The sequence below is a fragment of the Ferruginibacter sp. genome (assembly GCF_028288465.1).
Lineage (GTDB): Bacteria > Bacteroidota > Bacteroidia > Chitinophagales > Chitinophagaceae > Ferruginibacter.
Genome location: NZ_JAQBNR010000016.1, coordinates 89301 through 116146, shown reverse-complemented (window position 1 = coordinate 116146; position 26846 = coordinate 89301). Strand labels below are relative to the sequence as shown.

The window sequence follows — 26846 nt, the reverse complement described above, 5'->3', positions numbered from 1 at the left end:
TTTTGTTGTTTATGTATTTGGGAAAATGTAAGATGCAGTTGCTCTTTCAACCTCTGCTTGCTTGATTAATATCTCTGTCTGATTCGTTTCAAATTCAAGCCGGCTGTTAATCAGCTGTGTGAAAGCATCCAGTAATTCGATACTTAATGCCTGGCCCTGGCGATACCGTAGTTGGGTTTCCCTGTAAATTTCTAAAGCGAGTAGCTGATTGGATTTTGACGCGGTTAATTTAGCCAGGGCAGAATTTAGTTCCAGCTTTTTGTTGATAGTTTCTAACTCAATCTGCCGCGTTGTTTCAATTAATTGTACCTGGAGCATTTGAAAATCTGTGGCCGCCTGTTTTGCTCGGCTGGATGTTTTTGAACCATTGTAAATAGTCCATTTTAGTTGTACACCGCCAAACAGGTATGCATGATCCGAATTCATTTTATAAGTACGCCCCTGGATGCCTGCGTTGAAAAATGCCCCTACCTGTGGTAACCAGGCGGCTCTCTCTTTTCTTACTAACAGCGCCGATTGCCTGGTCAAACTTTGAACAAGACTGATTTCTTCTCTGCCAAACCTATTTTCTTTTAAATTGTCATTTGCCGCAAGATCAGATGTTTGGTAAAAACCAGCGTCTGTGACAATCGATGCATCCAGTGGTGCATTGATCAAAAAATTAAAATAAGCTGCCGCTGTCTTCGATTTATTTTCTGCTTCTGAAAGCAAAGCGGCGTTGCTTGAAAGTTGTACCTGTACTTTCAGCAGACTACTTTTTAAAGCCCTTCCATTCCTTATCAGCACTTCGGTGTACCTGATATTATCCTGCAATAACTCACCGGCATTTTTATAAATTCCGATCAATTGCTGCGCCAGCAGATAATGATAATAAGCTACCTGGATATCTTTTATCAGTTCCCGCTTATACACATTTACCGCTGCCTGTTTTTCTGTAATTGCTTCTTTTCGTATCAGGTTAAAATACCTGATCTCCTGGTTTACCAGGGAAACATTTGTTTGAATCCTGGTATCCTGGAAAACAGGTTGCATCAAAGCGAATTGTTGATTCTGCACCATCTTAAAATCACTGGAAGCAGTTAATTTATTAAGACTTGCATAAGCACTGTTCAGCAAATCACCAAGGGGCAGATCTATTGACCGACCTCCTTTTGCTAAATTGTAATCACTTTGAAAACTAATGGTTGGTAAATAAAAACTCCTGGCTTCCCGGAGGGCAAGGTGCGATTTCTGAAGGTCGAACTGCTTCTCCTGCAAGGCTAAATTATTTTTTAAACCAAGCCTGATATATTGTTCCAGCGCCTTTCCAGGATTTGCTACTTGCTGGGCAAACAACATAAGGTAACCAGGCCAAAATAGGAGAATAATGACGCCCGTCAATTTTAAGGCTTTCATGATTTGTAATTTTAAAAGTGGAGTAAATCCGTTAAAAACAGCACCTTGTCAATATTTTCTTTCGGCGTTTTTACTTTGGACTGGGTGCTTGTTTTTGTTGGATCCTTAAAAAAATTCCCCGATGTATTATTTACAGGAACTGTTTCACTTCCGCGATTTAATTCAGCTGCAATACATACCGGGAACATTGCTAATAAACCCAAAACCTGGATTGCAAATACTACTTTTTTCATTTTTATTTTATTTAGTTGTTATTTTATGATGTAAAGGTAGAGCGGCTTTCAGCGGCCGGAAGGACAGGCTGATGTCAAAAACGGACAAAAAAAAATAAGCGTGTTGGGGAATAAAAAATATCCATTTTGAGATGGATATTTTTATGCAGATTGGATGGCAACTGGCAAATTGAAAAAGCTATTTATCGTTGGTACTAAGCGATGATATAAATCAGTGTAGATTAAATACAGGCCGGGGAAAAATAAAAAAAATCGAGGCGTTTATTATTGAATATTTCCTTCATTGCAGCTTTAATAATCCTTTCAATTTATTTTATCCAGACTGCACTTGTTGGTAAAAAATCACTTTTGGTTATTGATATTCTATATCGTTCCGGAGCTAGGAATATTGTTTTTAGCATGCACAATTATCTTAACACGAATGCCTGAAATTACTAATTGCACTGCTATGGTTTTTCTTCAGAAATAGATAGCGTATAGGTTTTTATATTAGACTTCGATTGCAACATTTCCTTTCTTATGTCCTTTGTCAACATAAGCGTGCGCTTCTGCAATTTGCTCCAATAAATAAGTCCTGTCAATTACTGGTTTCAATTTATCTGCTTCAATAAGCACCTTTAGAAAATTAATATCTGCTGCTGTATGACTGATTATACCGGTGATTACCTTTTTGCTACTTGTCATCGAAACCCAAAAGCCTTGCAGCATTTCTGACATTCCTGCGGCGCTAAGAATCATGATGCCATTTTTATTAAGTGATTTTAAACTTCGAAAAACAGGTATTGTTTTCAGTGTATCAAAAATGATATCATAAGTTTCCCCATCTTTGGTAAAATCCTCTTGTGTATAATCAATTACTTTATTTGCTCCGATCGATTTTACTAAAGCAATATTTGCAGTGCTGCAAACACCGGTAACATTGGCTCCAACTGACCTGGCCAATTGAACGGCGGCACTTCCCACTGCACCGGAAGCGCCTACTATAAGCACTTTTTGCCCTTTTTTTATTTTCGCTTTTTTTATAAAATGCAATGCTGTAACTCCACCAAAAGGAATTACTGCTGCTTCCTTGTGAGAAATGTGAGCAGGTTTTAAAGCCAAAGACCCATTTTCTGGCAGACATTTATACTCGGCATATGAACCAAAACTCATATCCGTATGACCAAACACAAAGTCACCGACTTTAAACTTTTTTACATCTTTCCCGATACTTTCAACTTCGCCTGAAAAAACACTTCCAAGAATATTAATTTTTGGCTTTATCAAACCGAAAAAAAATCTCACTGCAAATGGATCGGCTTTTCGCAATCTCACATCACCTGAATTGACTGCGGTGGCTTTAACCTTTAATAGAATTTCATTATCCTTTGGAGTTGGCTTTTCAACATCATTAACGTGGAGCACCTCTGGCGAACCATATTGAATGTAAACTGCTGCGTTCATTATTTTTGTTTTATTTAATTATTTAAATGGATTAAAGCAGATGAGTCATTTACTGCTTTCGTTGACATTGGTTAGAAAATATAAAATTACTTTTAGAGTCTCGCCAATCCCTATACGTTAGCTGAGATTTTATTGTAAGTAATCGTTTACTTTAAGCAATTTGTATTCCGGGGAAGCGTCGAAAAATGAATTCAGTAGGGTCATGTGTCCCGCACCAAAAATAACCAATACTCTATCCGCTGGTGTTGTGCTTATTTTTTGAATATTTCTGAAAATTCTCAAATTTCTATTGAACCACCAACCTGTAACAAAGTCTGGCCCAAAAAATTTATTGTCGGTGGTTTCATACTTGAAAATGCCAATCAAATAGGTTCCCAGATCTGAGTTGATATTTTTGGGATCATTTTTTTGTATGAGTTCTGCCTTGATCCCTTTTGTTTTGAAAATTGGTTTTGGAAAATATCGTTTTAAAGTATCCGCACATTGATTAAAATAGTTCATGAATTTTTTATTCTCCATGCTGTCCTTTCCGTCCAAAACTTTGTTCAGCGCCTCATAGTCTGTTCCCCAGGCGTTAACACAATTAAGTCTTTTCAGGTTCATCATTTTCGCAATCCTGAATCCAATTTGTTCTTCTTCACCCCGTTTTAAATTATAGTGACCTTGCAAATATTGATTATACAGTGAGTCATATTTAGCCTGCTTTTCCGGATCTTCTTCAATGGCGATAACGGTGGGTTTAAACTTAGCAATCCGTGCAACAATGTCTTCAATTTCCTTTTGATATTTAGGGTCAAGAACATCAATCTGGTCATCTGCGGTAGTTTTGATTAAGTCTAAATTGTGAAAAGCAAAATGGAATGACCCCAATGTCAATACCTCCACCTTTTTTTGTGGCTGTGCAAGTCCAGTAGCGATGAGTAGTGACAGTATCACAGTTAGATTAAGTTTCATCATGTTTTATTTAGAAGCGTTTTTAGAATTGGTTATAGTTACTCTTTCGGCAATTATATCAACAGGTAGTTTAGTTACTCAAATTCAGGCTCAACAAAATTGTTAGCACAGTTTTTATTTAATTTTTATGCCTGCACCAAACTCCAGAGCAATATTATTGATATTACCATCCACAGCTGAAATATTAGTGGCTTTAACAGGCCAGGGATAAAGAGGTACATACATGCGAAAACTGAAAAAATATTTTTTGACTCCCTTCTTCAGGCTGTACATCAATCCATAATCAGGACTGAAAGCATTTACGCCAGCACTTACATTTTTGTCATCGGGATTAACTAAACTTTCCTTGAAGGAAGTGTATTTTACACCAGCCATTAATAAAAATGTATTGGAGCTTCTTTTTGAATAGAATGTAGTACCTACGCCAAACTTTTGATTAACGGAATAATTGTGTTCGGTCTTGATACCATTAAAATTTCGCTGAAGTAAATTATTGATATTATAAGACGAATGTGAAGCAAAGGCAAGATGTTTCTTAGGATTCCATTGAACCAGGTTTGTGATGAGTAAATCTGTTCCAAAATTGGAATGGATACCAATGCCCGGCTCAATGGTTAATTGCTTTACTGCAAAGTGTTTTACTTTTATTGATTGTTTTTCGGTTTGGGCAAAACTATTGGTAAAGCTTAAAACTGAGAAAATGATGAATAATAATTTATGCTGTTTCATATAAATGATGTTTTGGAAATAAACTAAATGAATGTTGGCCTGGCGTTACCTGTTTTGAAAATAGAAATGGAGGCCTTTTTCTATATTGGGATTTCTTGACCCCAGGTGGTCTAAATTCCTTTCACGATTTTTTTCGAGTTTAATATCAAAATAGTTTTTTTGCAGTGCCTGGTAAAATGCCTCGAAAGGAGCTTGCATCCTTCCTGCATTTTCTGCTTCGCCGATGCCCATAAATACCAATTGTTTTCTTGTTTTGTTATCGTTCCGGTTATCCTTTTCCTGCCGTAAAGCAACAAGATCATCGAACCAAAATGAAGGGCTCAGTAAGATATAATTACCAAACAACTTATTATGAATACTGAAAGCATATCCACCAAATAAACCTCCATAAGAGTGACCAAGAATTACCCTGCTGGCTCTGGCAGTATCTACCTTATAATCCTGCTCAATTTTGGGTATCAATTGCGTTTCAATAAAATGCAGGAATTGGGGAGCACAGCCGCTTATTGAGTTGATTTTTGTTGGAGTGTAATCCAGGCTGCGGTCTTGCCCGCAGCCAATACCTACAACCAATACATTTTTAACACCAAGGTCATTTGAAATTTGTTGGCACTTGTTCGCTACGAAATCAAAAATTTCATCCCCGTCCAACACATAGATAGTTGCATATTTTTCCACCACGGGATTGTAATTGGAGGGTAACCCAACCTTAATTTGATAGGAGGCGCCGTTTGTAGCAGATTGTAAAATAAACTCTTTTGTTGCACCTGAGTTGAATGATTCTTTTTTGCATGAGCCAAGTAGAAAAAGCAACATAATTGCACATGCTGATGCAAAGATTTGTTTGAGTAACATTGCTTTATTTTTCATTTTTTATATTTAATTGGTTATCGTATGATGCAAAGCTACAGCGGCTTTCGTCCTTCGAAGGGACAGTTTGATGTCAAAAAAGGACATGCTGGAAAAATGCCGGTTGCAAACAGTAGATTATAAAAAATAGTGTTTGTGATGGAGCCTTTTTTTAATTTTTACCGGCGAGTAAGGGCAGTGGATTTTCCGTTTTCTGTTGGCACTGCTGTAAACGCAACTCCAGGCTAGCAGCAAAGCCTGCAACCTTTTCCTGCCGCAGAGGTACTTTAAACGCCTCTTCAAATTTTTATGTAAGCATGGGTTTAACAGCTGGTTCTGTAGTAACAACCAGCGGTCACGGCGTAAGCAAAGCGGTTTACCTGAATGATACTGCCAGCAATATCCAGTTTTATAACAAGGTCACGAGATACACCCGTTTATATTATGCAGACATACCTTTGCTGGCCTTCCTTAAAATGGGAAAACGATGGTCGGTTGAGGGTGGTCTCCAGGCATCGGTATTATTAAATACAAACAGTAAAGAGTCCATTGGTAAATATGATTTTCAGATGAGGGTGGCCAATGTGCCACAAAATACTTTTATCGGCGCCGCCGCGGCAGTACCTGAAAATAACTATCAGGTAACCCCGTTGAAAATGGATTATAGGTTTGCCGGAGGATTTAGATATCCGATGCATAAAATGGCGTTTGACCTGACTTATCAATATGCCTTCAGGCCTGCATTTCAAGGCAAACAAGTAACGTAGTTGACGGGGATTTTGTGCAAGAGTATTTGATTATTGAACATTGATTTTGAGGGGTTTGATTATATTGCAAAAAGAATCAATAAAAAAGTTTTTACTACGATATTCACTGGCTTGGCAGCATAAAAATATCTTTAAACAAGGCTTCCTGAAAGTTATACCTGCATCAGAGGCGGAGGCATTCAGGATATTTAAATGCTGAAAACCTTGCCCTATTTTGAACGGACCGGAGCCTTTTTGCAACAACTCATTTCGCAGACAAATACTGCCCGTTTGCATATCACTTGCGCTAAAGTGAAATTAAAAAGAGACCTTCATGTTCTTTAGGTACTTGAATTATGAAAAAGTCTTTTATTGTTTCATTACACATCGGCTTTTGGGCCTGCTATTTTATTTTGATTGTAATCATGCTAAGTGTTTACTACCGCAGCAGCCTGTATGCCAGTGCGCCAAACTCCCGCATGGTGATAGCTTTTAAAAATATCTTACTGTTTGCCTTTACACCTTCCTTTATTACATTTTATTTATACTATTTTATTTTGTTTCCCAAATACCTGCAGCAAAAAAAGTTTCTCCAGGCCATTGCTGTTGGTTTGCTTATATCCGTTTGTGCATCCATTGTAGCCTACATTTTCCACCGGTATTTAATTGAAACAGGCCGTGTGATCGACATGGACCAGGGTGGAAAAAACGGCCGGTCGACTGCTGTCAGGGTAATCATTATCATGACGTTTATTGGTTCGGTTTGTGGCATGGTTGCTTTGGTGATCAAGGGGTTTATCACGTGGTTCAACGAAATAAAATTAAAGCAGGCTTTAAAAGAAAAGAACCATGAAATGGAACTGGCGCTGATCAAATCCAAACTGGATCCGCATCTTCTGTTCAATACCATCAACAACATCGATGCACTCATTATAAAAGACGCTGTTGAGGCGTCCAACTATTTAAATAAGTTATCCGACATCATGCGGTTTATGTTGTACGAAACAATGGCCGACCAGATTCTGCTGTCGCAGGAAATTGAATACATCGAAAAATACATCGCCCTGCAAAAAATAAGAACAGCCAATCCCAATTATGTACGGTTTTTAGTAACAGGGCCAATTGGCAATAAGATGATTGCGCCGATGATTTTTATTCCATTTATTGAAAATGCTTTTAAGCATACCAATAATAAAAAACTGGCGAATGCCATCACCGTTCACATCGTTATAAATGATAAAACCATACAATTGGTATGTGAAAATAAATTTGATTCGAAACCGACCGTGCGGCCACCTGACAGCGGCTTAGGCAATGAGCTGATTCAAAAACGGCTGCAACTTATTTACCCGGAAAAACATGTGTTGGAAGTGCATAAAACAGCCGAATTGTACACAGTAAACTTAACGATAACCAATGGATAAATATACCTGCATCATTATTGAAGACGAACCGCTGGCGATGGAAAAAACAAAAGACTTTGTAAACAAAGTTCCCTTCTTAAATTTAAGCGCCACGTTCGACAATGCGCTGAGCGGCCTCACTTACCTGAACAACAACAAAGTAGATGTACTTTTCCTGGATATTAATATGGATGAACTATCGGGCATAGAATTGCTGGAAAGCTCCAAAATAACCAGCCAGGTTATTATCACAACTGCATACCAGGAATATGCTTTAAAGGGGTATGAGCTGCACATTACAGACTACCTTTTAAAACCATTTACATTCAATCGTTTTTTACAAGCCGTTAATAAAGCACAGGAAAATTTAAGCAAGCGGGTGGCTGAAAAATCATTGGATTTTATTTTTGTAAAAACAGAGAACCGGCTTGAAAAAATAATGATCAATGATATCCTTTACATAGAAGGCATGAGGGATTATTTACGCATTCATACGCCCGGTAAAAAGATCATGACCTTGCAGGGTTTCAGCGAGCTGGAGCAGCTGATACCAGCTCACCTGGTATGCAGGGTACACAAGAGTTTTATGGTGGCCATCAATAAAATAGAATCTATCGAACGCAGCAGGATTAAAATTGCAGATCAGTTGATTCCTGTTTCAGATACCTACAAAGAAGCCTTCCTTCAACTCATCAACAGCAAGCCCTAAAGCTTCCGGAATTTGGAAGATTAAAAAGCCCCGTTGGCAGACATCATTCTTCGCTTTGCATAGCTGAATTGCACGCCCACAGCCGTTCCTATACTTTTGCTTCAGTTAAATAATTAACCAACTTTAAAAAAATTATTATGAAGCAGAAATTACAAACAGTACTCGTAGCGGGTATGATTTTTTTGGCAGCAAATACATTTGGCCAAACCAACACTTACCTGGATTTGATGATCAATGTGGTAAGCACCAACCTCAATTATGGTGATGCCAACAAATCCCTGGCCGACTATAAAAAGTCAACCAATGGTATACAGGCGGGGGTATCATTCCAGGCAGGTATCACACCCGCATTTTCAATTGTTCCTGAGTTGTATTACATGAGGAAAGGTGGCAAATTAAAAGCAAACAATCCCATCACCACCAACGAGTCAAGCCTTCGTTTAAACACACTGGAATTACCGCTGCTGGCCCGTTTACACATGGGTAGATTTTACATGAATGCAGGACCATCTGTTGCTTATAACCTCAGTGGTAAAAACACCATGGGTGATCTGTCAACCAAACTCTCCTTTAACAATACCGGCGGAAGTTTTAAACGGTGGGATGCAGGTGTTCAGATGGGCGGTGGTGTTGAGTTTCCTTTCAAACAAAAAAGAATCGCCATTGACATTAGATACAGTTATGGTTTAAGCGACATTTCGTATGACAGGGAAATACACAACAGGGCAGTGATGGTGAGTGTGCATTTTTCCAAAGCATGGTTAACAAATCCATTGGGAAGAAATTAATATACCTCACAACCTCTTTTTATTCCAGTGTTGTCCATCGTTTCACAAAAAATAGTTGATCAATTTTTAAAATAGTAAAATGAATACTACTCAAAATATAGCCATCCGCATGGAAGCATCAACAGCAAGCGTGCCGATGACTTCGCTTTGGAAGAGGTCGCTCACTGCGGGCATATTATACATCCTCACTTTTGTATCTATCCCAACGCTGGCACTTTATGGCCCGGTGCATGCTGCGGATTACATCACGGGACCGGGCCCCGATACGGCCGTTATCATTGGAGCCATTCTCGAGATCATCGTGGCACTCGCCGGCATCAGCACCGCAGTGGTGTTGTACCCGGTGCTGAAGAAACAAAATGAAAGTGCGGCACTGGGTCTTGTTGCTGCACGCATCCTGGAGTCGGGTACCATCTTCGTTGGCGTGGCTTTTCTGCTGTCAATAGTAACCCTGCGACAAGCCGCATCCGGTACTGATGCGTTGGTCACCGGTCATGCACTTGCAGCGCTTTATGATCGTATCTTTTTACTCGGACAAAGTTTTATGCCGGCGATTTGCGATCTGTTGCTCGGTTTCATGTTGTACAAATCCCGCCTGGTACCAAAAGGACTTGCTGTGATTGGAATGGTGGGAGCTGTGCCGTTGGTGACAGGCTACGTCGCTATTCTATTCGGTGTAATCGGGCAACATTCGCCCCTGGCAGGATTGTCCGCAGTACTGGTTGCACTGTTTGAATTTTCGCTGGGCGTTTATCTGGTTGTAAAAGGTTTCAGGCCATCGGGAATCACTGCCAGCATGGAAAGTGAATGATATCATTTGTCTGTATCTGGCATCAGGCTGTCCCTTGAGGCGCTGAAATTTAGGGTAGTTTTGTATCATCAATTAGCGATCAAAAAACTTGAAAATAAACTTTAAAAAATATTCAACAATTGATAGTCATTATTGCAGGTTCCGGATCATTTGGATAAAACTTCAGCCGAATCCCATTCAACTGCCTGATTGTGCTATCGCTTGTATCCGGCTTTAAATAATTTTGTGACTTATAAAAAAATAAAAATAAACTCATCATGAAAAAAGTAACAAACTTTGATTTTGCCAACATAAGCAAAATACAATCAAATGAATTAACCACTACAGTAAAGGAAACTTTAGCTATAGATTTCGTTCCTGCTAAAAGCTTTACTGTGATTGATTTGTGGAATATCCGGCGCCACGGTAAAACCACAGTGAATAGCAGAAAGTTAGCTTCACTCCTTTGAGGCTGCAGCCGCAGTAATTATCATCCAGCACTTGTATTACCAACAACAATATATATTGTACCGATTATTTTAAAACGACTTTTTATTTTACGACAAATAATTTCCTATGACTGATAGCTTAGATAAAATAAAAAAGCAAATACTCTTTTTATCAACATATGCAATGGTGTCATCCGTTTTGCTAATAATTGCCCTGTTCTTAATTTTAAAAATGGACAGAAAGACAGAAAACTTAACAGTTGATGAACTAACCGCAAAGCGGATAAATATTGTTGAACCAAACGGGCATCCCAGGTTAGTTCTTTCCAATGTGGAAAAATCACCAGCAAATTTGAATCACGGAAAACCTTTTGGAATTCCGGGAGGCAACCGTGGTGGTTTAATATTTTATGATGACGAGGCCACTGAATGTGGGGGGCTTGTATTTTCAGGAAGAAAAGATAGTAGTGGAAAATATTTTGCATCAGGGCATTTTTCTTTTGACCAATACAATCAAAATCAGGTTCTGTATTTACAATATCTTGATGATAACGGGGACAGGAAAACAGGTTTATATGTAGATGATTGGCATAACAGTCCACCTTACCCGGAGTTTCGTCGTACATACAAGGAAGCAGAAAAATTACCAAATGGCCCCGAGAGAGATGCTAAACTCAAGCAACTACTGGAACCTGCTAATAGTGACCCTGCCTTCGCACATCGGGTTTTTATTGGCAAAGACGCAGCCAAATCGGCATTAATAAACTTAGCAGATAAAAAAGGCAAGACAAGGATTCAGCTTATTGTTGATTCTATTGGAGAAGCAAAAATAAATTTTCTCGACTCTACAGGCAAAATTGTTTATAGTTTACCCAATAAAGAGAATCACTAAAGAACAGCAGGCAATTTGCATACACCAACCTTTAAGTTAGCGGCAATTTTTGACATTCATTAATTTAAAAGAGGGAAAAACATGAAAAAAGAGAATAAAGAAAACTATAGGCAACTTCTAATCGACAAAATAGAAGGATTAGTTGAACAAAGAGAAGTAAATATTGGAACAATTAAAACCACCTACTTATTATGTGGAAATGGTAAACCTGTAATTTTCCTGCACGGAGCTGGTGCAGGCGCTGTTACCTGGTATCCATCAATTAATACTATCTCTAAAAATTTTCAAATAGTAGCACCAGATATAGTTGGATATGGAGAATCTGATAAACCTGATGCGCCTTATAATAGGCCATATTTTTCGAACTGGCTCAAAGATTTCATGAAAGAATTAAAAATATCGAAGGCTCATATTGTCGGATTGTCTCAAGGTGGCGCCATTGCGTTGAAGTTTGCCATAGACAATTCTGAAATGGTTGATAAACTTGTTTTAGTTGATTCTGCAGGTTTAGGAGCAAAAGTTTCTTTTTGGCCTTTAATTGGAACAATATGGATGAATAGTTTTCCATCATCAATGGCAAATTGTTTTAATTCGCGTTATATACTTCATAAACCCATAAACAGAGATCCGAACCATAGTAGCTACTCAATAGCCGTTCTCAAATATAAAGGAGGAAAAAATGCATTTAAGCAAGGACGTGGAACCGCAGTATCTAAAATATCAGAAGAATTATTAAAGCAAATAAAAAATGAAACACTTATCATTTGGGGGAAAGATGATAAGTTATTTTCTGCTGAATATGGTGAAGCAGCAGCTAAAATTATCCCAAATGCAAAGCTTCATTTAATTCAAGATGCTGGACATTTACCATTAATGGATCAACCCGAAATTTTCAATAAAATTCTTGATGATTTTTTAAAAAGCGAATAAAAAACGGCATACAATAAGCGTATTGCCAATAGTAGGAGTATACGTTGAAGTAATTGGCTGCATTTCGCTTTCAGCTTTGGTTCTGGCAGGTGCATTGTTTAAACTAAATATTGCAAACTATCCGGGAGCGGCAAATTGTTATGATGGGTTGGGAGATTGTACCTGGCAAAAGGGGATACATTAAATGCCATAGCAAGTTTCAAAAAAACGTTGTCGTTAAAGAACATTCCGGAGACAAAACAAAAGCTTGACACATTGTTAAAGGAAAAGAAATAGTCCCTTATAACAACAATATCGCCTGGCACATTTAAGTAAAACTTCAGATAAATCCGGTTCGACGACATTATTGTCCTACCCCTTTGTGTTCTGCTCCGATACTTTTAGAATTAATAAAATTTTAAAAAGAAGTCTGTAGAAACAGCTGCAAACAAGCCTCATAAAAGGTATGATTTACTTATACAGAAATACATTCAACCAGACAATAGTCACTAAAACTTATACAAATGAAACATTTTAAAATGGCCCGGCTGATTTTTCTGTTTGCTGTTACAATGCCATATACAGCCAGCGCACAAATCAGTAAACCGCAACCGGTTAACATCAGTGCGTTAATCAATTCCATCACAGACAGTTTAACCAGGCATTATATTTTTCCTGAAAAAGCGGTACTCATATCCAGCTATCTTCAATCGCAATTAAAGAAGAATGCTTATGCAGGCTTTTTGAATAATCCTGAAAAGCTTGCCGGACAAATAGGCCATGATATAAATGTTGTACACCACGATCCACACATGCAGGTAAAATTCGATCCCGGATTTATTCCGCAGCAGATTTCCAAATTGAGTCCTGAAGAAGTTCAGCATGTAAAAAAATACTGGAAAGAAAATAATTACACGTTCAAAAAAGTAGAAATACTTCCCGGCAATATCGGCTACCTGCCATTTGATTTATTTACAGACGATATAGAAGCTGCCAAGCCAACTATTAATGCTGCGCTTAAATTTTTAGCCAATACTGATGCGCTGATAATCGATTTAAAAAACAACATGGGCGGCAGTCCGCAAATGGTAGGTCAGCTCGAGAGTTATTTTTTTAAAGAAAAGACCCATATGAATGACCTGATTAACCGCACGAATATGGACACTACTTTTCTGTACGCAGACCCTGCCAAGTCTGACGGTATATATCTTTCTATGCCTGTTTATATTTTAACGGGCCAGCATACTTTTTCAGGAGCAGAAGATTTTAGTTACGGAATGCAGGTTGCGAAAAGAGCCATTGTGGTAGGCGAAACAACCGGTGATGGCGCAGATCCGCAAATGCCTTTTTCCGTTGGTCAGGGTTTCATTGTATTCATTCCATTCGCACGTTCGCTTAACCCTGTTACGCAAACAGACTGGGAAGGGAAAGGCGTAATACCGGATGCAAAAACTACAGCCCGTATGGCTTTCATAAAGGCGCAGGAAATAATATTCAGGAACCAGTTGTCATCAGCAACAGATCAAAAAGAGAAAAACAGATGTTTATACTACCTCAATGCGCTGTTGGTGGATGAGGCTGATCAGGGGCTTTCTTTAAAGGAATTACTGTCTTTTGCAGGAACCTATGGCGGCCTGGTAATTTACACGGACAAAAACAAATTGTATTGTAAAAATGATAATAACGGCGGTGCAGTTTCAGAGTTGAAATTTATAACCCACCATCTTTTTGTACTTGATAAAGATGCACAGGTAGAATTTGTGAAAAATAGCAAAGGAAAGTATGCTGATATAAAAATACTCGTGAATGATGGAAGCGTGTTTGAAGAAAAGAGAACCAATACTGCACATTTAATAAAGTAATTCTGGGTGACGGAGCCGAATTGCTGAACATATTTTAAACAACTAAAATGATAATCATGACAGCAACCATTTTCAAACAGCAACTATTACATTCTGCTTTAGTAAGAATAATTTTCGGCGTATTGATCTGCCTGGCAGCCGTAATTATCGGGCAGCAGCTATTTCAGCAAATACCCGGTATTCATTCGCTCAACACCAATCCGCGAAATCTGATCAAAGGTATCTTCGTATCCTTTTTGACAATCGGTAGCTATTGGCTTTTTTATCGTAAGTATGAAAGCAGAATTGTTACGGAGTTATCAACAAAAGGTATGGGGAAAAAATTATTGGCGGGCATCATCACTGGCAGCGGCTTACAATGCCTTACTATTTTAGTGGTGTATTTGTATGGAGGCTTCCGGGTGATTGCTGTCAATCCAGCGTCCACATTGATCATTCCTTTTACCGTTGCATTTACGGTGTCGATATTAGAAGAGATATTGCTTAGGGGAATTGTGTTCAGAATTACAGAAGAAAAATGGGGCAGCGTGATTGCCTTAACTATTTCGGGATTAATTTTCGCAGGATTGCACCTGGTTAATCCACATGTTACCCTGGTGTCTATTTTATGTATAACAGTGGTGGGTGTGTTGCTCGGTGCTGCCTATATGTATTACAGAAATTTATGGGTGCCCATAGCCATACACTTTGCCTGGAATTTTACACAGAACGGAATTTTTGGAGCCATCACTTCGGGCAATGAAAAAACCAGCAGTTTGTTAACAACAAAAATTACCGGATCCGAACTAGTGACCGGCGGACAGTTTGGACCGGAAGGATCAATACAAGCTGTGTCGCTCTGCCTTATTGCTGCCATCGTTATTATCAGGATACTTTATAAACAAGATAAAATAATTAAGCCGTCGCGTAACAACTAAGCGCTGTAAATTAGTTTGAACTTCGCAAGGCACTGCAAGTGCTGCAAAACTATCATCATGACAAATGAAATACTACTAAATCATTTTATGCAAAAAGTATGGAATAAAAAAGACATCAGTTCCATTGCTGAATTTGTGCATGATAAATATACCATTCACATCGACACCGGCGATCCATGGGAAGGCAAGGCGCTGAATCATGCTGAGTTTGAGACGAGGCTGCATTATTCCTTCAGTTCTTTTCCGGATATTCATTCCGCCATTCACATTTCCTTCAATATCCTGCCTGTATTGATGACCTGCAGAGGGTTTGCTTACGCAATCTGCTTGCCAGATAAATTACCGGCAGTTAATTTCATAAAACTACTATTCGTCGTTTTAAATGGTGTTAATAAGCCTTTAAGTTAATGTTAAGCAATGAGGCGTAAATAAAACTTGCGACGAGACTTTGGTAAAAGATCATCATGCATTGAACAGGTCGTTGCTATCGTACCGGAAGGAAAATAAGGGAACAGGAGATACCCGACACAACAATCGGATCTCTTATCATTGCTGTTTTTCAGCTAGTCTTTCCATAACTGCGTTTACAAGTTTTGTTTTTAAATTTGACTGTAATGGTTAAAGAATTTTCAAGTCTACCTGTACGAAAATTGCATCAGATAATGAAGCAAGTACTGTAAACAAATGTTACTTTAATATTTAGAAAAAAAGAAAAGCAGGGATGATTGCTGCCTTTTCGCCAAAAAAGGATGGTTGGTCCTTTTATCTATATCGATCACATGGGGCCTGTAAAATTAAATGAACGGGAGAATTTCGATGTGCTTCCTCAGCCGCATATCGGGCTATCAACTCTTACCTTTTTATTTGAAAACAGTATCATGCACCGCGATACGCCGGGAAATGCAGTTGAAATAAAGCCGGGCGGTGTAAACTGGATGACAGCAGGAAAAGGTATTGTCCATTCTGAACGTACACCCGGATACCTGCGCCATTCGGATAAAACAATGCCTGGCCTGCAAATCTGGATGGCATTGCCAAAAGAACTGGAACAGATGGAACCTGAGTTCTTTCATATTGACGCCAAACAGATTCCTGGATGGACACAGGATCAGCTGCAATTTAAATTAATAGCAGGGGAAGCATTTGGCCATCAATCTGCCGTTCCCGTGTACAGCGAGCTTTTTATGATAGAGATAAAAAGCAGCCAAAGGCAAACGGTAAATATTGGCCATAAATTATATGGCGAAGCACAAATGGATGGCGCAGACATTTGATAAAATAAAGGGTGACGAAAAAGAATTTGTTCCTTATCCATCATTCAATAAAAAATAACAAGTATGGCAAAAGTTACAACCAACAATGGCAAAGAAAATTACCTGATGGAAATACAAACACCATCCGGTATTAAAGTGGTAGCCGATGAACCTATAGAAAAAGGAGGCCAGGACAAAGGCTTCTCTCCAAAAGAATTGCTGGTTGCTGCTTTGGCAGCTTGTACGAATGCTACCGTAAGAATGTACTGTAATCGTAAAGGTTGGGAACTTAAAAATATAAACCCCGATGGAAACTTTCAAGGATTCTATTATCTTATCAAGGAAGAAGTTTTTAGGGCAGGTCACACCGGCAGCATAAAACAAAATATATCCTGACCCTATAAAACCAAAAAACCTTTATTGTCGGATTAAGTACTGTCTATTACAAATTACATTGATACTACCTTTAAGTTTACTTTCCCAGAGATCCGGGAGTAGATATCGCTTCATTTCTTTTTGATATTTTCTATTGATAAATTTAATACTCATCACCTGTAATCTCAATCACTGCTCCATTGAGGTCTTCGCTAATCAATATCTGGCAGGATAAACGGACAGCTTCATCCGCTAATCCTGCTTTGCCAATAGTAGCTGCTTCATTTCGCTCCATCGAATTGGCATTGCCTTTTAATCCAACTGCTTTAACCATGCAGGTGGCACAGCGTCCCTGGCCGCCACACTCGCCAAAATTTTCCAGATAGATGGTATTGTTAAGCAGCATCATCAGGTTCCTGTATTGGTGCAAATAAGTTTTTACAACATGTGCTTCACCTGCATTTATGAGGGTAATTGCTATTTCTTTTCTTTCATCATTCATTCCTACACCAGGTTTTTAATACCAACCTTTTTATAATGTGCTATTTTTATTTCAAACATTTCTGCCATTTTTTCCGCACGCCATTTTGCTTCTGCTGCTTTTTCGCCGGTAAATAATTCGTCCACAGTTGGAACAAACAACTCCATCCATTTTAAAAAATGTTCGTGACCAACAGGTAATTGGGCATGTGGGGGAAAGGGGCTACCAAAATAAGTATGTTCTCCCAGTAAAACGGTTTGCCAAAAACGGTACATTTTTTCAAGGTGTTCCGGCCAGTGATTTTGAATGCGTTCATTAAAGATCGGACCCAACAGTTCATCTATCCTTATTTTTTCATAAAAACGATCCACCAATAATGTTACATCTTCTATAGTAAGTATATCTTGCTTCATTGTGATTAAGGTTTCAGTGATAAATAGGTGAATAGATAATATAATGCCCACCCCGCAAAACCAATAATCAGTATCCATACCCAGGAAGGAATACTTTTAGGTGTTTCACTACCCTCTATTAAAAATATTTTCTGGTCGCCTTTACCGTAAGCATTTATCATGATGGGCAACACTCCATCCACCACCGCATTTTCCCGGATGCCCTCCACTTCAATAGCAGGGCCGTTTCTTACTTCAAAAGGTATTAGCCTGATGCCTTCTTTACCACTCGGGTCTTTGCTTACAATTTTAAGCGTATGCTTACCATCAACTAATTTTCTGGTATCCAGTTCAAAATTTACCGGTGAAGTAAAGGCTGCAACGGGCTGTTCTTCATCATCTATAAAAACAACTATTTTGCTTTTATCTTCCATGTTAGTCAATATTTAATATCAAATGTTTGATGTGTGTAACTGATTTCTCGCCGGGCTTTACCAACCATTTTATCGAATAGAAAAGCGTGGCGATAACGATAATAGTTGTTACCGAAATGATCAGGAAATCCCAATTACTTTGGGGACCTGTACCATGTGTAATGCCTCTTAAATATCTTGGCTGGGCTATTTCACAAGCAGGGCAGGCGAAAGCCAATAACCCTGTTATCAACATAGAAACGATCAGCAGTATCTTTTTCATTATAATCAATTTAATGTTATGTACTTATTTGCTGCTTTTACTTAGGAGCCTGTAATTTCACAAAATCCATGATCTTCTTTATTTCTTCTTCCGTTACTTTTTTAGCATTGTTACCCCAGGTGCTACGTTCGTGATTCACAATGGCCGTTACTTCTGCAGAACCTAAACTGGCATTTGTGCCAACTGGTGGCATCACGCCAAAGCCTGGTCGTCCACTGTAGCCGTTCATGATGATACCGACATATAATTCCAGATTATCCCCATTAACAACAGGGCTGCCTTTTAATGGAGGAAATGCACCGGGCAATCCTTCACCATTTGGCTGATGACAACTCTGGCAATTAGAAGTGTATAATGTAGCGCCATTCAGTTCTTTTGGAGCTGCATTTGCACCTGCCGGCTTTTCTTCCCGTTTATACAAAAAATCGGGTGGGGGCGTACCATCGGGCAGTTTAACCTGTTTAAGTGATTGCAGGTAAGCAATCAAATAAAGTACATCTTTTGTAGCTACTACTTTCCCTTCCTCACCGTTCATGTAAGCTGCCGGAACATTTACTATTATATCGCTTTTTAGAGGTTGTTTTTTAATAGTAAATAACCATGAATAAGCCGGCATGATGGACTCTTTTACAACGGTTCTCGGATTAAATAAATGCACTAAATTCCAATCCTTACTTGGTTGCCTGTTACCTACATCTGTAAGGTCGGGCCCGGTGCGTTCAGTGCCCATCAATGTAGCCGTATTGCGCCAAATATCTGTACGATGTATGTCTGCATAATCTGCTGCTAAACCCGGCCTCGCTGCCCACATTTTATCCATATCCACATTGCGTACCTGCTGCGTATGGCACGCTACGCAACCATTGGCAATGTAAATATTTTTACCTTTTACTGCATCTGCACTAAGGGGCACAGCGCCTGGTAAGGGACTGTTGTTTTTCTGATTATTCAGCGCAGGGAGAATGGCTACTAACACCGTTAGTCCTGCGAAAAACAGGAAAGCGGTTCTGAAAAGCTTTTTATGATTATTGAAAAATTCCATTTGTACTGTATAAAAATTGATTAATCATTTTGTGTTTCGGCCGGAATTATTTGTACTAATTTTTTCAGCGCTGCTTCTTTTACATCAACCGCTTCATGCCTGCTGATCATCTTATAAAAATTATAAGCAAAGAAAATATGGGATAACCACATCAGGCTGCCGCCAATAGCCCGCCACAACCAGTAGGGAGCCATGTGTACTACCGAGTCAATAAATGGTTTCCCTGCAATCCACATTTGTCCTCTAAGTGTGCTGCCAATCATGAGTGGTACGGTGTAAAACATCAGGCCAATTAATGCTAACCAAAAGTGAGCGCCCACTGTTATTTGCGGAGCTTCTTTGCCGGTGAGCCTTGGGATCACTGCATACATGCCTGCCCAGAGAAAAAAGCAAATGATGCCATACATGGTAAGGTGAGAATGGGCTACTGTAAAGTCTGTGAAATGCCACATCAGGTTGGTAGAACGAAATGCTTCTGCAGTGCCCTGTAGCGAACCGGTAAAGTAAAATATGATACCCACCAGGAAAAAGGGTAGGGTATAACTGCCGGCAATTTTATGCCAGGCTCCTTTAAAGGTCATAATAAAATTAGTGGTTCCTGCTACTACAGGTATTACCATACCAACGCTGCCCACAATAGCTACAGTTTGCAACCACCATGGGATAGAACTGAAAACAAAATGGTGGGTACCTATCAGCGTATAAAATAAAATTTGTGTCCAGAATGCAAGGATACCAAGACTGTAAGAATAGATAGGCCTGTTTAATTGCTGCGGAAGCATATAGTAAACGATGCCTAATGTAAAAAGCATAAACCACATACCCACGCCCTGGTGCATGTAATAGCCTTGAATGATTGTTTCTCCAAGGCCATCCTGCCAGATGGGAACATAGGCTACAACAGTAATGGTTAATGCAAACATGATAGCAGAAACGATATACCAGTTGGAAATGTAAATTTCTTTCGTTTGTCGTTTTGCAATGGTTTGAATAAAATTGATCAGGGTGAGTATTAGCCCAATTCCAAATAATAACATTACCGGCCAGATGTATTCCCGGTATTCGCCCCCGCCATTATTGATACCTGCCATTAAAAAGGTGGTTCCCAAAATAACCGCGGCATTAATCAGGCAGAGGGCATACCACCCTTTTTTGATACTTGCCAGGGGCGCATTGCTTACCATGGGAACAATATAATAACCAAGCCCGAGCATTCCCAGCGATGCCCAACCCCAAAACACTGCGTTGGTATGAACAGGACGAAGCCGGCCAAAACTTAACCAGCTTACATGGTCAACATCTGGTGCAACAAATTTAATACCGACGTATTCACCAATGGTGGTGCCGAACAACAGCCACAACGCGGCACAGCCAAAATACCACAAAATGAGTTTGGATAATTGCGGGTCGATATTGGGACGCTTCTGTGCTTTCTTTTTGCGTGCGATAAAATTAATGTAGCCTTCCGTCTCAACATTACTCACCAGTCCCTTTGTATCTGCCGGTTCCTGCTGACCCGATAATTCATGATGCGTCAGATTATAGTCCAGTGCAGCTTTTCTTTTTGCCAGTGCCTCAGTTGCTTCTTCCCCGGTTAATGTAGCCAGGTAGCCTGCAAATAGATCTGCTTCTTCAAGGTCTTGCCTGTTACGATGCTTCCGCAGTATATTGGATAACTTTACAACCATCAGTACAAGGCCTGCCAGTATAGGAATCATAATCAGCGTAATAGTGATCAGGATACCACCTTCGTTGAATATTCCTCCATTTGTTACCTTAGTTTGCGCAAACAATGAATGTTCCGGAAACAATGTTGCCAACAGCGTAAACACAACTAGCAAAACAGCTTTGATACTACCTGGATTTTTACTTCTATCTTTCTGCCGGTGCGTGGTCTGTAAGATTTTTTCAATCTGGTTACTATTCATATTTTCAAGGTGCTTTTCAAATTGATGCGTATTATTCCCCATCTTTTTATTCCTGATTTTTGCAACAAGTGCCCTGGCTTCAAAAGAAAGAAGGAGTACAGCAACAAGAACCGCCAACAGTACGATAACCAATAAAACAATGAGGGCGGTATCATCCGGAGCAGACGCAGCCCCGGCAGATTGTGCCTGAACCAGCACGGGTAATAACAAATATACCACAGCAACCTGCAGGCATTTTTTCCACCATTTTTTTAAACTAGTTTGCATATAAAATAATTTAAGACCTTTTACTCCTCTACTATATTAAAAAGATTATCTCTTTAAATATTTTTCTCCTAATTCCAAAGAGGTATTATAATCGCCCAGTTTGGCATTTTGCATCATCGCTTTGATTTGTTTTCTAACAACCACAAACTCATCATGAACAGGACAGGGCATTTTTGCTGAGCAACTTTTTAATCCTAAACCACAGCCCGTAAATAATTTATCCCCATCAATGGCATTAACAATATCTGCAAGACTTTTTTTCAAACCTGCATTGTCCAGGTAAAATCCTCCCGTAGGCCCTTTGGCAGATAAAACCAATCCTTTCTTTCCCAGGTCCTGTAGAATTTTGGCAATAAAAGGCTCCGGCGAATCAATCGCTTTGGCAATCTGCTTTACGCCTACTTTAGTTTTGCTTTTTGATTTTTGCGCTACAAAAAGCATTGCCCTGATAGCATATTCACAGGTTTTAGATACCATTTTGCTGTTTTATTCAGGGCAAAGATAGAAAAGAATTTGTAATAAAAGAGTTTAAACTCTTCTACTTTTACATATTAGCCTTTACTTTTTTTAAACCGTATAAATTTTTATTTTTCATAGCATTATTTGAAATTTAAACCAACATATTAACTTTTACGCTTAATAAAATCACTTATTAACTAGCAGCTTGAATTAAATAATATTCTTTTTCTAAATGCATGTAGATTTCATTCTTATCAATATCTCTCGTGAAATTACTTTTCAAATATTCTGAAAGTTCTCTCTTGTACTAAGCCTGATGACAGTTTAGCTGGGATTTTAATATTAATAACTACTCAATGTAAGGCGTAGCCATAACAAATTATTTTTTTCCTTGCAAAGCAAAATGACAACACTTGAATTGTCTTGCGTTAGTTTTACTTTTTCATCAAGTATATTTAGATAGAAATTTAATCGCCCGGCATCAGCAGGTTTGAATTTACCCTTCTTCAAAAGCAACTAAGCATTGTAATGACGGTTAAAAAATAAGGGATCAATAGGAAATTCATCATCATGTAGTGCAAATACGATGTTGATTGCCAATAAGACAAAAGCCTTTCCCCATCTGAAGAATAAAGTTGCGGAGAAGGCTTTGGATTTTCAGCCAGCGTAGTTTCAAAATTATTGAGTAATCTGCCTTACTTGCATGCACTTTTCTTCGGGAGTCACTTTTGCTCTGTTTGTTTATTAAACGCCAGCAAATTATCAACTTCAATTGGTGCATCCATAAGACGATTTCCTTATGGGGAATTGAAGCGCAGCTTTGTTATCTTTTCTTTCGTGTGTATGTTTTAGAGCATCGGTTCGCTGTATTCCATTTCAACGAATTATATGATTTGTATATGATAAGCCCTCAATAGGAATGGGAAAAATAAAATCTTGGAAAATACTGTGAGCCGCCTTCTTCACATGCGTTGCATACCTTTCAAAACTTTTACCCAATGCCTGAGCATATTCTTTATCCAATTTATTTATAACCAAACTAACCTTTTCCATTTCCTTTTTGAGTTCATTTCTTTTAGCGTCATCAAAGGGAAAATATTTTTGTATTGCTTCTTCAAATGCTTCTTTAAATTCTTTTTCCACTTCAGCATAATAGGAAAGTAATATAGGCATTGCTGTAAAAGTTTTTAAGTGAGCTAACTTGATAGCGTCTGCTTTTTGAGATTTATTTATTTTTACTTCATTGGATGAAACCGATGCAAGTACTGATAATAAAACCGGAGCTTTAAATAAAATATCTCTGTCTTTTTTTGACAATATTTCTAATTGTCTGATCATAATATTGGGATTTAAATAAACAATTTTTTTGCATCCTGTTAAAGCTGGATCATGCTGCTTCATTTTTAATGGGCATGTCGTTTCAAAAATCATTCCTGGTGATTACAATTTACATTGGCACTGTTAGGGGCCGTCAATTAGAAGTAGGAAGATTAGAAAAAATCTTTTCCTGCCAATTTTGGATGTCCGTTAACCATTTAGCTTTAGCGGGAATTTAATCAATTCATTTTTGTTGGTCATCGACCCCTGTAAATTCTCTTGCTCGCTGGCCAGATTAACAATCAACATCTTTAACAATATCTTCCATTTAATTTTGTCTCTCATTTATCATGCAATGGTTCTACAAACAAAATTTTTAATTTAGAAGAGGGTGGTATTATTTCATTTATGTATTTTCCGGTGAGTGACGAAATTTTAGTCTCTGTTCCGGGATTAACAAACATCATATCAGCCCCTATGCTTTCAGCATACTGCAAGCTAGCTTTTGGTAAATTGCTGCTATTTAATAAATGGTATTCAATTTGATTATTAAAACCAGTTTTTAAGATAGTATACGTTTCGAGAAGTGCATTTCTTTTCGTATTATCAGCTCCCATTTTATCCAGCAAGGCTACAAGATATATTTTGGCTCTAAATTGTTTTGCAAATACATATATCAAATCTATTTTTCGTTTGGGGATAAAGGATTGGATCGGGACAACAATGCTTTTTATTTTTGTGTTAACAGAATTTTTACTGACTGTCAGTATAGGGCAATTTGTAAATTTTGCAAGTTCATTGGGACAAAGGGGTTTAAAAAATGCAAAGAAATTATAATTGCTTTTTTTGCCTATAATTATGAGTTGTGGATTTATCTTTTTTGCTGTTTCTATAATTTTATCGTGAACGATACCCTTAACAAGGTGTATCCTGACTGTACTTTCCGGGATAGTTTCTTCAATTGCCTGTTTCCATTGCTTTAATTTTTTCATCATTTCATCATAAGAGTCGATATCCTTAGCTGTTACACTTTCAGTATCAAGTGGAAAGCCTGTTGATTTTATTACATGCATCAAGTGAATGGTTGAATTACCTATGCATGCCAGCTCAATCGTTTGTTTTATAATGGCCGGCGTATTTTCACTAAAATCAACAGGAGCCAGAATAGTATTAAATAAGTTGAATAACATCTTAACAGATATTTTTAATACAAGGTAGAACCACCTTATTAAATTGGCATTAAAGAGGTATTAGAATACTATTAGAACGCTAAGGTTGTAACTGGTTACTAAAATCATATGAAGTAAATTGTATTAATTAATAAAAAGTTTTACTAATTATGGAAGCCAGGAAAATATTGATTGTTGAAGATGAAAAGAAGATTGCCGATACACTCAAGTCTGGGCTTAGTGAGAATGGATTTCAGGTAGAAGTAGCTTACGATGGTATCCTTGGCTATCACCAGTTTTGTAGTTACGAGTTTAATCTTATTATTCTCGATATAGATCTTCCGGGAATGAATGGTTATGAACTATGTAAAGCCATTCGTTCCCGAAACCTTCACATCCCTGTGCTTATGCTTACTGCAATGATTACCCTGAATGATAAAATTGAGGGATACGACTCCGGGGCCGATGACTATATGATTAAACCATTTGAATTTAAAGAATTGTTGTTAAAAATAAGGTCGTTACTTAAACGTACTTTGAACCAAAGTCTGCCTGCTGGAAATGTATTGACTGCAGCAAATCTTGAGATGAACCTGGATAGCAAAGAAGTAAAAAGGGATGACAGGATGATTATTCTGACTGCCAAAGAATTTCAATTACTGGAATATCTGCTGCGGAATAAAAACAGACTTGTTTCAAGAGTTGATATTGCCATTAACGTGTGGGACATAGATTTTGAAACCAATACCAATGTGATTGATGTTTACATAAGTTATCTTAGAAATAAGGTAGACAAGGGTTTTGGTACTAAATTAATTCAAACACATGTGGGTATGGGCTATATTTTAAAAGATCACTAATGCATGTAAAACTTAAGATAACACTCTTATTTACTATAATAGTGTTTGTGTTGTTATCATCAATATGCGCATTCATTTATTATACTTCCAGCACAACCAGGTCCAAAAATATTAAAGCCTTGTTGACAAGCCGGGCTTTAACTGCATCCCATATGCTTAGGCAGCATGACACATTGGGACTGAATTTAATAAACAAAACAGATTCTTTTTCTATACTTTCTGTAAAAAACAAAATAGTGCAGGCATATGATTCTTTAAATAAGAGAATATATAATTACACAGACAATGAAGCTGATACTTTACAAATTGGGAATGATGCATTAGGTAAGTCCCGGGCAGGCAATATAATTTTGTTTAAAAGTGGTGCACGGGAGGCAGTTATTTACTATGATGAAAAAGACCGTATAACGGTTCTTGTTGCAGCGTATGACGAACAAGGAAAGAAGGACTTGCAACACCTAACGTATATTCTTTGGTTAATTTTGATTGCCGGTATATTGACAGCTTTTGCATCAGGTTATTTTTTTTCAAAAATATTACTTCGGCCAGTAAAGAAAATTGCTGATGAAGTAAACAGCATTACGGCCCATAATCTGGCACATAGGTTAAAATCTGGAAATGCAAATGATGAATGGAATTATTTAAGCGAAACGCTTAATGACTTATTAAACCGCTTGCAGGAAAGTTTTGAAATACAACGACGTTTTATCTCTGTTGCTTCACATGAATTGTCTACTCCCTTAACCTCTATTTCCAGCCAACTGGAAGTGTCATTGCAAAGAGAAAGACTAACCGAAGAATATCGCAAGGTGATAGGATCGGTTTACCAGGATGTGCGTCATCTAAGTAAACTGACGCAAACACTATTAGAATTTGCAACTGTATCTGGCAATGCCGGCGGATTGGAATTGAATTTAATCAGGATTGATGAGGTATTAATGCGCCTTCCGAGTGAAATGACAAAAATGGATAAAAGCTATACTGTAAAATTAGCATTTGACCATTTACCAGAAGATGAGGCAGGCCTGCTGGTATTCGGTAATGCCGAATTGTTATTCACTGCGATAAAAAACATTGTTTCGAATGCTTGTAAGTACTCTCCTGACAGGCTTGCAAAAATAAAATTATCTGTTACTCAATTAATAATCGCGATATCTGTTGAAGACGAAGGAAAGGGTATTCCGGAAAATGAATTGCAAAATATATTTCAACCTTTTTACAGGGCCGAAGATAGCCGGTCCACAATTGGTTTTGGTGTGGGTTTACCATTAGTAAACCGCATTATTAAATTGCACAAAGGACAAATAAAAATTAGCTCCATAGTGGGTAAGGGCACTACCTTTTATATACAATTACCTGTTGCCGGAAATACCTGAAGGCCATAATTTTCTAATCACTTTCTAATTTATTCTTAATCCCGTCCTAATGCATGCTTTGTACATTGTGCAGCATAATGGCATTGGAATGCGAATTTTGTGAAATAAAAGGCAATGAAACGAGCCTATAAAAAATTGATATTTTTTATAGGCATAAATAATT

31 protein-coding genes are annotated in these 26846 nt (G+C 38.2%); 15 read left to right on the top strand and 16 right to left on the bottom strand.

Annotated elements, in window-relative coordinates; translation table 11 throughout:
• Positions 1 to 9: 9 nt before the first annotated feature.
• The 6 genes from JWR61_RS07415 to JWR61_RS07390 form a co-directional block, all read right to left on the bottom strand.
• Positions 10 to 1395 (bottom strand): TolC family protein, encoded by a 1386-nt coding sequence (locus JWR61_RS07415; protein WP_301927213.1) that lies wholly within the window; start codon positions 1393 to 1395, stop codon positions 10 to 12.
• 11 nt (positions 1396 to 1406) lie between these two features.
• Positions 1407 to 1628, bottom strand: a complete 222-nt coding sequence (locus JWR61_RS07410) for a hypothetical protein (RefSeq protein WP_301927212.1) — start codon at positions 1626 to 1628, stop codon at positions 1407 to 1409.
• Between the two features lie 489 nt (positions 1629 to 2117).
• On the bottom strand, positions 2118 to 3071 hold the full coding sequence (locus tag JWR61_RS07405; RefSeq protein ID WP_301927211.1) for an NAD(P)-dependent alcohol dehydrogenase: 954 nt from the start codon (positions 3069 to 3071) through the stop codon (positions 2118 to 2120).
• 129 nt (positions 3072 to 3200) lie between these two features.
• On the bottom strand, positions 3201 to 4028 hold the full coding sequence (locus JWR61_RS07400; RefSeq protein ID WP_301927210.1) for a DUF5694 domain-containing protein: 828 nt from the start codon (positions 4026 to 4028) through the stop codon (positions 3201 to 3203).
• Positions 4029 to 4139: 111 nt separating this feature from the next.
• Positions 4140 to 4754 (bottom strand): hypothetical protein, encoded by a 615-nt coding sequence (locus tag JWR61_RS07395; RefSeq protein WP_301927209.1) that lies wholly within the window; start codon positions 4752 to 4754, stop codon positions 4140 to 4142.
• 45 nt (positions 4755 to 4799) lie between these two features.
• Positions 4800 to 5624 carry an alpha/beta hydrolase gene (locus JWR61_RS07390; protein WP_301927208.1) on the bottom strand — a complete coding sequence of 275 codons (825 nt, stop codon included), beginning with the start codon at positions 5622 to 5624 and terminating at the stop codon, positions 4800 to 4802.
• Between the two features lie 296 nt (positions 5625 to 5920).
• Between JWR61_RS07390 and JWR61_RS07385 the strand changes: the two genes are divergently transcribed.
• The 13 genes from JWR61_RS07385 (at position 5921) to JWR61_RS07325 (ending at position 16717) form a co-directional block, all read left to right on the top strand.
• Complete coding sequence (locus tag JWR61_RS07385; protein WP_301927207.1) at positions 5921 to 6370, top strand: outer membrane beta-barrel protein; 450 nt, start codon at positions 5921 to 5923, stop codon at positions 6368 to 6370.
• 335 nt (positions 6371 to 6705) lie between these two features.
• The gene (locus tag JWR61_RS07380; protein WP_301927206.1) at positions 6706 to 7773 is read left to right on the top strand and encodes a sensor histidine kinase; all 1068 of its coding nucleotides are present in this window, start codon (positions 6706 to 6708) and stop codon (positions 7771 to 7773) included.
• Positions 7766 to 8461 carry a LytTR family DNA-binding domain-containing protein gene (locus tag JWR61_RS07375; protein WP_301927205.1) on the top strand — a complete coding sequence of 232 codons (696 nt, stop codon included), beginning with the start codon at positions 7766 to 7768 and terminating at the stop codon, positions 8459 to 8461. The genes JWR61_RS07380 and JWR61_RS07375 overlap by 8 nt, the downstream gene beginning before the upstream one ends.
• A gap of 137 nt (positions 8462 to 8598) precedes the next feature.
• Positions 8599 to 9249: a porin family protein gene (locus JWR61_RS07370; protein ID WP_301927204.1), complete on the top strand. Its 651-nt coding sequence runs from the start codon at positions 8599 to 8601 to the stop codon at positions 9247 to 9249.
• A gap of 79 nt (positions 9250 to 9328) precedes the next feature.
• Entirely contained in the window at positions 9329 to 10060 is a 732-nt protein-coding gene (locus JWR61_RS07365; RefSeq protein ID WP_301927203.1) for a DUF4386 domain-containing protein, read from the top strand.
• Between the two features lie 257 nt (positions 10061 to 10317).
• The gene (locus JWR61_RS07360) at positions 10318 to 10509 is read left to right on the top strand and encodes a hypothetical protein (RefSeq protein WP_301927202.1); all 192 of its coding nucleotides are present in this window, start codon (positions 10318 to 10320) and stop codon (positions 10507 to 10509) included.
• A 106-nt stretch (positions 10510 to 10615) separates the two neighbouring features.
• Entirely contained in the window at positions 10616 to 11380 is a 765-nt protein-coding gene (locus JWR61_RS07355) for a hypothetical protein (protein ID WP_301927201.1), read from the top strand.
• A gap of 81 nt (positions 11381 to 11461) precedes the next feature.
• Positions 11462 to 12310, top strand: coding sequence for an alpha/beta fold hydrolase (locus JWR61_RS07350; protein ID WP_301927200.1), 849 nt, complete (start codon positions 11462 to 11464; stop codon positions 12308 to 12310).
• Positions 12311 to 12813: 503 nt separating this feature from the next.
• Positions 12814 to 14151 (top strand): S41 family peptidase, encoded by a 1338-nt coding sequence (locus JWR61_RS07345; protein ID WP_301927199.1) that lies wholly within the window; start codon positions 12814 to 12816, stop codon positions 14149 to 14151.
• A gap of 56 nt (positions 14152 to 14207) precedes the next feature.
• Positions 14208 to 15068, top strand: coding sequence for a CPBP family intramembrane glutamic endopeptidase (locus tag JWR61_RS07340; protein ID WP_301927198.1), 861 nt, complete (start codon positions 14208 to 14210; stop codon positions 15066 to 15068).
• Between the two features lie 57 nt (positions 15069 to 15125).
• Positions 15126 to 15476 (top strand): hypothetical protein, encoded by a 351-nt coding sequence (locus JWR61_RS07335; RefSeq protein ID WP_301927197.1) that lies wholly within the window; start codon positions 15126 to 15128, stop codon positions 15474 to 15476.
• A 341-nt stretch (positions 15477 to 15817) separates the two neighbouring features.
• On the top strand, positions 15818 to 16342 hold the full coding sequence (locus JWR61_RS07330) for a pirin family protein (protein ID WP_301927196.1): 525 nt from the start codon (positions 15818 to 15820) through the stop codon (positions 16340 to 16342).
• A 63-nt stretch (positions 16343 to 16405) separates the two neighbouring features.
• Complete coding sequence (locus tag JWR61_RS07325; RefSeq protein WP_301927195.1) at positions 16406 to 16717, top strand: OsmC family protein; 312 nt, start codon at positions 16406 to 16408, stop codon at positions 16715 to 16717.
• Positions 16718 to 16859: 142 nt separating this feature from the next.
• On the opposite strand, the gene JWR61_RS07320 is transcribed toward JWR61_RS07325, so the two are convergent.
• The 10 genes from JWR61_RS07320 to JWR61_RS07280 form a co-directional block, all read right to left on the bottom strand.
• Positions 16860 to 17198: a 2Fe-2S iron-sulfur cluster-binding protein gene (locus tag JWR61_RS07320; protein ID WP_301927194.1), complete on the bottom strand. Its 339-nt coding sequence runs from the start codon at positions 17196 to 17198 to the stop codon at positions 16860 to 16862.
• Between the two features lie 2 nt (positions 17199 to 17200).
• The gene (locus JWR61_RS07315; protein WP_301927193.1) at positions 17201 to 17590 is read right to left on the bottom strand and encodes a group III truncated hemoglobin; all 390 of its coding nucleotides are present in this window, start codon (positions 17588 to 17590) and stop codon (positions 17201 to 17203) included.
• Between the two features lie 5 nt (positions 17591 to 17595).
• Entirely contained in the window at positions 17596 to 18003 is a 408-nt protein-coding gene (locus JWR61_RS07310; RefSeq protein ID WP_301927192.1) for a cytochrome C, read from the bottom strand.
• A 1-nt stretch (position 18004) separates the two neighbouring features.
• On the bottom strand, positions 18005 to 18265 hold the full coding sequence (locus JWR61_RS07305; protein ID WP_301927191.1) for a hypothetical protein: 261 nt from the start codon (positions 18263 to 18265) through the stop codon (positions 18005 to 18007).
• A gap of 37 nt (positions 18266 to 18302) precedes the next feature.
• The gene (locus tag JWR61_RS07300) at positions 18303 to 19307 is read right to left on the bottom strand and encodes a cytochrome c (protein WP_301927190.1); all 1005 of its coding nucleotides are present in this window, start codon (positions 19305 to 19307) and stop codon (positions 18303 to 18305) included.
• Between the two features lie 20 nt (positions 19308 to 19327).
• Positions 19328 to 21502 (bottom strand): cbb3-type cytochrome c oxidase subunit I, encoded by a 2175-nt coding sequence (locus JWR61_RS07295; protein WP_301927189.1) that lies wholly within the window; start codon positions 21500 to 21502, stop codon positions 19328 to 19330.
• 45 nt (positions 21503 to 21547) lie between these two features.
• On the bottom strand, positions 21548 to 21979 hold the full coding sequence (locus JWR61_RS07290) for an Rrf2 family transcriptional regulator (RefSeq protein ID WP_301927188.1): 432 nt from the start codon (positions 21977 to 21979) through the stop codon (positions 21548 to 21550).
• Positions 21980 to 22303: 324 nt separating this feature from the next.
• Complete coding sequence (locus JWR61_RS28245) at positions 22304 to 22471, bottom strand: PDDEXK nuclease domain-containing protein (protein WP_367881793.1); 168 nt, start codon at positions 22469 to 22471, stop codon at positions 22304 to 22306.
• Between the two features lie 366 nt (positions 22472 to 22837).
• The gene (locus tag JWR61_RS07285; RefSeq protein WP_301927187.1) at positions 22838 to 23362 is read right to left on the bottom strand and encodes a hypothetical protein; all 525 of its coding nucleotides are present in this window, start codon (positions 23360 to 23362) and stop codon (positions 22838 to 22840) included.
• 257 nt (positions 23363 to 23619) lie between these two features.
• A complete protein-coding gene (locus JWR61_RS07280; protein ID WP_301927186.1) occupies positions 23620 to 24468 on the bottom strand; it encodes a universal stress protein in 849 nt (282 codons plus the stop codon).
• A 149-nt stretch (positions 24469 to 24617) separates the two neighbouring features.
• On the opposite strand from JWR61_RS07280, the gene JWR61_RS07275 reads away from it, so the two are divergent.
• Positions 24618 to 25307, top strand: a complete 690-nt coding sequence (locus JWR61_RS07275) for a response regulator transcription factor (protein ID WP_301927185.1) — start codon at positions 24618 to 24620, stop codon at positions 25305 to 25307.
• A gap of 152 nt (positions 25308 to 25459) precedes the next feature.
• Complete coding sequence (locus JWR61_RS07270) at positions 25460 to 26683, top strand: HAMP domain-containing sensor histidine kinase (RefSeq protein WP_301927184.1); 1224 nt, start codon at positions 25460 to 25462, stop codon at positions 26681 to 26683.
• Positions 26684 to 26846: the final 163 nt, after the last annotated feature.